The sequence below is a fragment of the Winogradskyella marina genome (assembly GCF_015645385.1).
Taxonomy (GTDB): domain Bacteria; phylum Bacteroidota; class Bacteroidia; order Flavobacteriales; family Flavobacteriaceae; genus Winogradskyella; species Winogradskyella marina.
Map to the genome: position 1 here is coordinate 24,036 of NZ_JADOET010000022.1, position 6,901 is coordinate 30,936.

General features: G+C 33.2%; 6 protein-coding genes. All 6 read right to left on the bottom strand.

The features are described from left to right. Positions 1–16 precede the first annotated feature (16 nt). Positions 17–904, bottom strand: a complete 888-nt coding sequence (locus ITJ86_RS16365; RefSeq protein ID WP_195872730.1) for a ComEA family DNA-binding protein — start codon at positions 902–904, stop codon at positions 17–19. 16 nt (positions 905–920) lie between these two features. After that, positions 921–2,546: an alanine/glycine:cation symporter family protein gene (locus ITJ86_RS16370; protein WP_195872731.1), complete on the bottom strand. Its 1,626-nt coding sequence runs from the start codon at positions 2,544–2,546 to the stop codon at positions 921–923. A gap of 222 nt (positions 2,547–2,768) precedes the next feature. Continuing rightward, a complete protein-coding gene (locus tag ITJ86_RS16375; protein WP_195872732.1) occupies positions 2,769–2,996 on the bottom strand; it encodes a PspC domain-containing protein in 228 nt (75 codons plus the stop codon). 91 nt (positions 2,997–3,087) lie between these two features. Next, positions 3,088–4,362 (bottom strand): DUF2851 family protein, encoded by a 1,275-nt coding sequence (locus ITJ86_RS16380; protein ID WP_195872733.1) that lies wholly within the window; start codon positions 4,360–4,362, stop codon positions 3,088–3,090. Positions 4,363–4,390: 28 nt separating this feature from the next. Beyond that, positions 4,391–5,281 (bottom strand): T9SS type A sorting domain-containing protein, encoded by an 891-nt coding sequence (locus ITJ86_RS16385; protein ID WP_195872734.1) that lies wholly within the window; start codon positions 5,279–5,281, stop codon positions 4,391–4,393. Between the two features lie 207 nt (positions 5,282–5,488). After that, positions 5,489–6,469, bottom strand: coding sequence for a PLP-dependent cysteine synthase family protein (locus tag ITJ86_RS16390; RefSeq protein WP_195872735.1), 981 nt, complete (start codon positions 6,467–6,469; stop codon positions 5,489–5,491). Positions 6,470–6,901 lie beyond the last annotated feature (432 nt).

A 6,901-nucleotide genomic window follows, 5' to 3' on the forward strand; every position in this document is an offset into this window, starting at 1 on the left:
AGATTAGTGTTTTTTTTTAGAGATGCAAATATAACTTAATAATCTTGAATTTTTTAACAGGAAAATCTTCAACTTTTGTTAATTCTTCTAAAGATTTAAAGCCATCTCTTAATGTTCGTTCTTCAATAATATGATGTGCTATTTCATAGTCTATGTATTGAATAGTGACCAGTTCGTCTCTAGTCGCCGTATTAAGATTAATTTTTTTTATTGGTCTTGGCGTTTTTACGGTGAAGTCATTTTTAATACGTTCAATAACTTCTGGCGACAAACCGTAGATTTCACTTAATTGAATATCGGCAATAAAACCACCTTTAAATTTATTACGATATGTTACAATTCGTTCCGATAGTTTTTCTCCTACTCCATAAACTTTTTTTAATTGAATTGCCGTCGCTTTATTTAAGTCTATCTTTTGATTGAAGGTTTTTGGTGTCTTTGAGTTTGAAAACGAATTGCTGTATTTTTGAGACTTCAGTTTTGGGTTAGTCACCCAATCTGGAAACTTGAAATATGGTGACACCTCAGCTAAAAGTGAATCTGATATTTTAGTTACCTTCTGAAAATCCTCCGCAGAGTTAACCCACTGGTTTGATTCTCTAAACTTATGAAGTCTATCAATCTCCTCATTAGTCATTCCGATAGTATATCCTTTATAATCGGTTATATAATTTGGATTAAAAGGATATATTTTTGGTTTCCTATTTTCTATTTCAACTGAACGGAGTGAATCTAATTCGTTTTTAAAGGCATTAACTTCCTTTTGATTTTCATGACGTTTATCATTAGTACTTGCAAAAATGTTAGGCATAAACCAATACACACATTGCAAAATGATAATAATAGCCAATAACAAAAAAATCCCATTCCGTTGTTTATTAGAAAACTGGAAATGGGATTTCATATTTCAAATTGTTTATTTATAAAATTTCATTTAAATCATCTGCTCCATCTTCAATCGCATCTTCCTTAACATTAATCGCTTTGTAGTATTTCTTTAATTCCTTTTTAATAATTGGTGATAATATAACCACACCAATAATATTAGGCACTACCATTGCAAAAATCATGGCATCAGAGAAATTAATTACTGCACCAAGACTAATTGAAGCTCCTACCACAACAAAGAATAAGAATAATATTTTATAAGCTAAATCTGATCCTTTTCCTTTGCCGAATAAAAACACCCAACCTTGCATACCGTAATACGACCAAGAAATCATTGTTGAAAATGCAAATAATATGACTGCGATAGTTAATATAATTGAGAAGTGCGGAATTACAGAATCAAACGCTGTTGCCGTAATTTCTACACCTTCCTTAACTTCAACTCCATACTCCATAAAGCCTCCATCAAAATTGGTAATTACAATCACTAATGCTGTCATTGTACAAATTACAACAGTATCTACAAAAGGTTCTAATAATGCTACAATTCCTTCAGACGCGGGATATTTTGTACGTACTGCAGAGTGTGCAATTGCTGCCGAACCAACACCAGCTTCGTTAGAAAATGCTCCTCTTCTAATACCTTGGATCATTACACCAACTAGTCCACCTGCAATACCCAATCCAGAAAATGCACCTTCATAGATTAAAGCAAAAGCATCGTCGATTAAACTAAAATTAGCGCCTAAAATTATTAAAGACGCTAACACATAAATTCCTGCCATAAAAGGCACTACTTTTTCAGTAACCTTAGCAATACGCTTAATTCCACCAATAATTACAACAGCTACAAGTGCAGCCATTACAAGACCAAAATAAAGACCTGCATTAGAATTGGGATCAAAGTCAAAAAGCTTTACAAATTGTGCCGCGGCCTGGTTGGCTTGAAACATATTTCCACCGCCAAAAGACCCACCAATTACAAAAATGGCAAACAATACAGCAAGTACTTTACCAAAGCGCCCCATACCTTTAGATTTTAACCCTTTGGTTAGGTAGTACATTGGTCCTCCATAAACGGTACCATCTTCACCTACATCTCTATATTTTACACCAAGCGTACATTCTGCAAATTTTGAAGCCATACCAAGTAAACCAGCAACAATCATCCAGAAAGTTGCTCCAGGACCACCAATAGATAGTGCTACGGCAACACCTGCAATATTTCCTAATCCTACGGTTGCTGATAATGCCGCTGTTAAGGCCTGAAAATGCGTCACCTCTCCTTCAGCGCTATCGTCTCGTATTGTTTCAATGATATCTTCTCCCTCATTTGGTGTAGAATCACCATATAATGTATCAGCTCCATGTTTTTCAATATCTTCAAATTGTCCTCTAACCACTTTAATCGCCATTCTAAACCCTGTAATATTGATGAATTTAAAATAAAAAGTGAAGTATAACGCCCCTCCAATTAACACAATAAGAACCCAAGGAATCTGAAACGTTTCTGAAAATGGAATTTCATAAAAAATTGCATCAACAAACCAACCTGTATAATCCTTAAAAATGGTATCTATTTTTTCGGAAGTTGTTTCTTGTGCAAAGTTTATAAGCGGTAATAAAAGTGCAAGAATTGATAGAAGATATTTCTTCATGGGAGGAATAAATTAGTTAGTCTTTAAGTTAATTTTTAGTTTTAAAGGTGACAAGATGCAAAAAAAAATTGAGTGAATAAAGTAACAACCTATAAAATGAGTGCAATTGGTTATTCAATTTTGTATTCAGAATTCAATTTTATTATCTTTTATAACCAATTTTAAACAACTTTTTTTAGACTAAAACTCGACTTTCTGTTAACTTTTTTTTTCAATTTAAGGCTACAAATCGAAAACTGAAGAGCGTTTTGTATACACTAAATCCTTAATGCGCATCCAAAAGGCTAAAAACAAATACAGAGCAAAACCAAAGCCAACCGTAACAAATGTTAAGTATATAAAAGAGGTTCTTACCACTTTAGCTCTTATACCCAATCGATCAGCTATACGTTGACATACGTAATAGCCGCGTTTTTGAAAATATAATAAGAGATTGTAGAACCACTTCATGTTTATAACTGTTGTTTTTTGTAGTAGCACATCCACAACAAAATTTTTAAAAGTAAAAATTTAGTTATGGATAGATCAAAGTGCAATTTACTCAATTTTTCACTATTAAGCTATTGCCAATGGCACATTGTAAACACTTATTTTTATCGCAATAGTGTTGTTTTAGCTGCAATAATGCTTGGGAGCTTAACGCAGTTTTCTCTATTGGTTTCAACTCTAAAAATTTAGAAACAATACTATTACTCTCTATTTTAATTTCTTTTATAAGCTGAAAAACGGAATCTTCGATAGGTTTGCCATGAGCTTTAGCATAGCTAAATTTTAGAGGAATAAGTGTATTAATGATTAGCAAGTCGATAAAAGGTTTGGTTAATATTTTTTGAGACGATTTTGAAGTTTTCGCAAAGGTATAATGCGTCTTCCAAAACGCTGTGACACCTTTATTAAAGAATTTATAAAACTCATCGCGTGTATTTAACTGCATTACTTTTGAAAACAAATTTGATTCTGACGTATATACATTTGCAAATTGCGATAAACGTATCGTTGGAAAATTTGGCGGTCGTAACCTAAAAAATTGCAATGGTAAAACGGCACGATTATCGAGATCAAATTTTTGTTTTAGAAAAGCATAACGCTGTTTGAGGTCGTTAAAATAAGCATCTTCAATAGTGTTTTCTACTAATAAACCCGATTGTCCAAAAAATAAAGCTTCTACATTTAAAACATCGTTTTGTAATTTTCTAATGATTGAAAAATCAAACGAGTTTGCTAAACTTAAAAAACGATCACCATTTACTTTAAGTCCAAAATTCCTAAGTAGCATTTTAAAGAGAACAGCTTCCCAATCGTTATTAGAGTCTTTTAATAATTGGTTTATAGTTTCAGATTTTTGTTCTAATCGTTCTATGTATAATCGCTCTAACCAATTGTTGAGTAAAAAATCATCGACGTTATGGAAATCAGTTTCACAATTAATCCAAGATTTAGATTGTATCAACTTTTGATACGAATAAATTAAGGTGTTATCAACGTAATGTTTTAATTCTAATGTTGGAATTTCAGAATTATCTTTTCTGAAAATTTCGGTATCGTGTTCCCAAACTACGTGAAGAATGACGTTATCGTAGGCTTTATCAATTTCATGATTATGCACATACCAATCGGACGATTTTATATGAATCTCTACATTACCAGCCCAAAGTTGATTTGCAATACTTAATTGTGCGTTGAAGAAATCTGGACCAGCATTATGGTTATGATGTCCTAAATTAGCAATGCTAATCGCTTCATCTTTTGTTGTTTTTAGTGACGATGAATCGAAGGCTTTGTGTTTCCAGATGTAATGAAGGAAGTCTTCTTGCATCCTCTAAAATAATCAATACAATTGTAATTTATGACTTTATTAGCTTTTTAGTCAAGGATTTACCTTCTGTTGTTAAAAGTTTTAAAAGGTAAACTCCAGATTTTAATGTTGAAGAAAAGTTCTCTAAATCTAGAATTGAAGACGATTTGAAAATCTGCTTTCCTAAAACATCATAAAACATTATGTGTTTTAAAGGCTGTTTTATTTCCACACTTACTTTACTCTTAAAAGGATTTGGGTAAATACTTACAACTAATTCTGTAACGTCATCTAAAGATAACAGCATACCACCTGATACCTCATAAACTTCAGAAATCACAGTAGAATAAGATTCTAATTCTTGTTTTAACAAGGCTGCATCACAGTCACAAATTATAGATTCATTTCCCCAAAAATTATTATAAGGGTTTTCAACTGGTTCGTAACCTCTAACATTATAATCGCTGAAAATTTGATTTAGACCCTCATCATTGGTTTCAATAATATTCATATCATTAACACCAATGGCTTCTCCTATAGAGTTATCGACTAAATTAAAAGTTAATGCATTATTAATTATTAAGTCACTTTCAGCATCTGCAGTAGCATACTTAACGACATCAGAATGCGCAGTTACATCAATAATAAGCTGTGCTATGTCACAATCTTGACACACAACATCTATAAACCTAGAAATAGATGACGTATCATCATAAAACAAATCGGAATGAACTTCTGGATATAGCACCTGATAAGCCGTAACATTATAAGAACTCAATATGGCATTTAAATCATCATCATTAGAAACAGTAGCAAAATAATCGGTTGTTGATGGTTGACCAATACTTGGGTTCACCAACTCTAATTGAATATTAGTGTTTTGCGAAAAGCCAACGATACTGATACTAATAGCTAAAATGAATATGTAAAATTGCTTCATAAGGATTGATTTTGAACACTAAAGATAGTCAATAAGTAAGTAAAAGGCAAACTAGATAAACGTAACATGTTATCTTTCATCATTGTATTTTAAAATCTCTTAGATTATTTCGTTGCTGTCCAAACGATATAAATCAAAAAAAAATCCTGATTTACTGATCAGGATTTTGACTTTTTATAAAGAGATTACTGCTTTCACAGGAATTTTTTAGTCTATATAACCTTTCTCGCGCATCCAATCGTCATTAAACATTTTACCTACATAACGACTTCCATGATCGTGAAATAACACCACAACCACATCATCTGGCTTAAAATGCTCTTTTAATTGCAATACTCCTTTAATTGCTGAACCTGCTGAGTTTCCTAAAAACATCCCTTCTTCTTTAGCTAAGCGTTGCGTATAAACACAAGCGTCCTTATCGGTTACTTTTGTAAACCCATCGATTAAACTAAAGTCCACATTTTTAGGTAAAATATCTTCCCCAATGCCTTCGGTTACATAAGGGTAAATTTCGTTTTCATCGAAGATTCCGGTTTCATGATATTTTTTAAATACTGAACCATAGGTATCCACTCCCCAAACTTTGACATTCGGGTTTTGTTCTTTTAGATATTTACCAACTCCAGAAATCGTTCCTCCTGTTCCAACACCAACAACGAAGTGTGTAATCTTACCATCGGTTTGTTCCCAAATTTCAGGACCTGTACTTTCGTAGTGTGCATTTGTATTGCTTGGATTATCATACTGATTGACATACCAAGAATTTGGCGTTTCTTCTCCTAAACGCTTTGATACTGAATAATAACTACGTGGATCTGTAGGCTCTACATCTGTTGGACATACAATAACTTCTGCTCCAACGGCGCGCATAATGTCCACCTTTTCTTTTGATTGCTTGTCTGCCATTACAAAAATACATTTGTAACCTTTTACAATAGCTGCCAAGGCTAACCCCATTCCTGTGTTTCCTGATGTCCCTTCTATAATTGTACCTCCTGGTTTTAAGCGACCATCGGCTTCTGCATCTTCAATCATTTTTAAGGCCATTCGGTCTTTTACAGAGTTGCCAGGATTGAAGGTTTCGTATTTTGCGAGTACTAAACAAGGTAAGTCTTCCACTAGTTTATTCATTTTCACTAATGGAGTATTTCCTATAGTACCTAATATATTTTCTACGTAGTTCATAGTTTTATTTTGCGCTGCAAAGTTACGTTAAATGTTGTGTTATCAAAACCCATGAAAAGTTAAATTCAGATTACTGTGAGTTATAACGCAGAGTTCCACAAAGACAACACAAAGATATGCTGCGATGCTAAGTTGGAAAGCTAAAAAGATGTTACGCGGAGGTGTGTGAAGTTGGTACGGGGATTCGCGGAGAGATTGTTTTAAAATTATAGACTTATACTTAAATTGAGATGCTCGCTAAGACGCAAAGTTGGAATGCTAAAAAATGTTACGCAGATTTGCACGGAGAATGCACAGAGATTCACTGAGAGATTATTTTAAACTACAATCTGAATTCTATAAATTAAAAAAATGCTCGCGAAGACGCAGAGACGCAAAGTTGGAATGCTAAATATTTTACGCGGAGGTGTGCGAAGTTGACACGGAGATTCG

Bases quoted from the DNA above. Each gene is read 5' to 3' on its own strand.
- ITJ86_RS16365 (WP_195872730.1), bottom strand. From the start codon at position 904: ATGAAATCCCATTTCCAGTTTTCTAATAAACAACGGAATGGGATTTTT.
- ITJ86_RS16370 (WP_195872731.1), bottom strand. From the start codon at position 2,546: ATGAAGAAATATCTTCTATCAATTCTTGCACTTTTATTACCGCTTATA.
- ITJ86_RS16375 (WP_195872732.1), bottom strand. From the start codon at position 2,996: ATGAAGTGGTTCTACAATCTCTTATTATATTTTCAAAAACGCGGCTAT.
- ITJ86_RS16380 (WP_195872733.1), bottom strand. From the start codon at position 4,362: ATGCAAGAAGACTTCCTTCATTACATCTGGAAACACAAAGCCTTCGAT.
- ITJ86_RS16385 (WP_195872734.1), bottom strand. From the start codon at position 5,281: ATGAAGCAATTTTACATATTCATTTTAGCTATTAGTATCAGTATCGTT.
- ITJ86_RS16390 (WP_195872735.1), bottom strand. From the start codon at position 6,469: ATGAACTACGTAGAAAATATATTAGGTACTATAGGAAATACTCCATTA.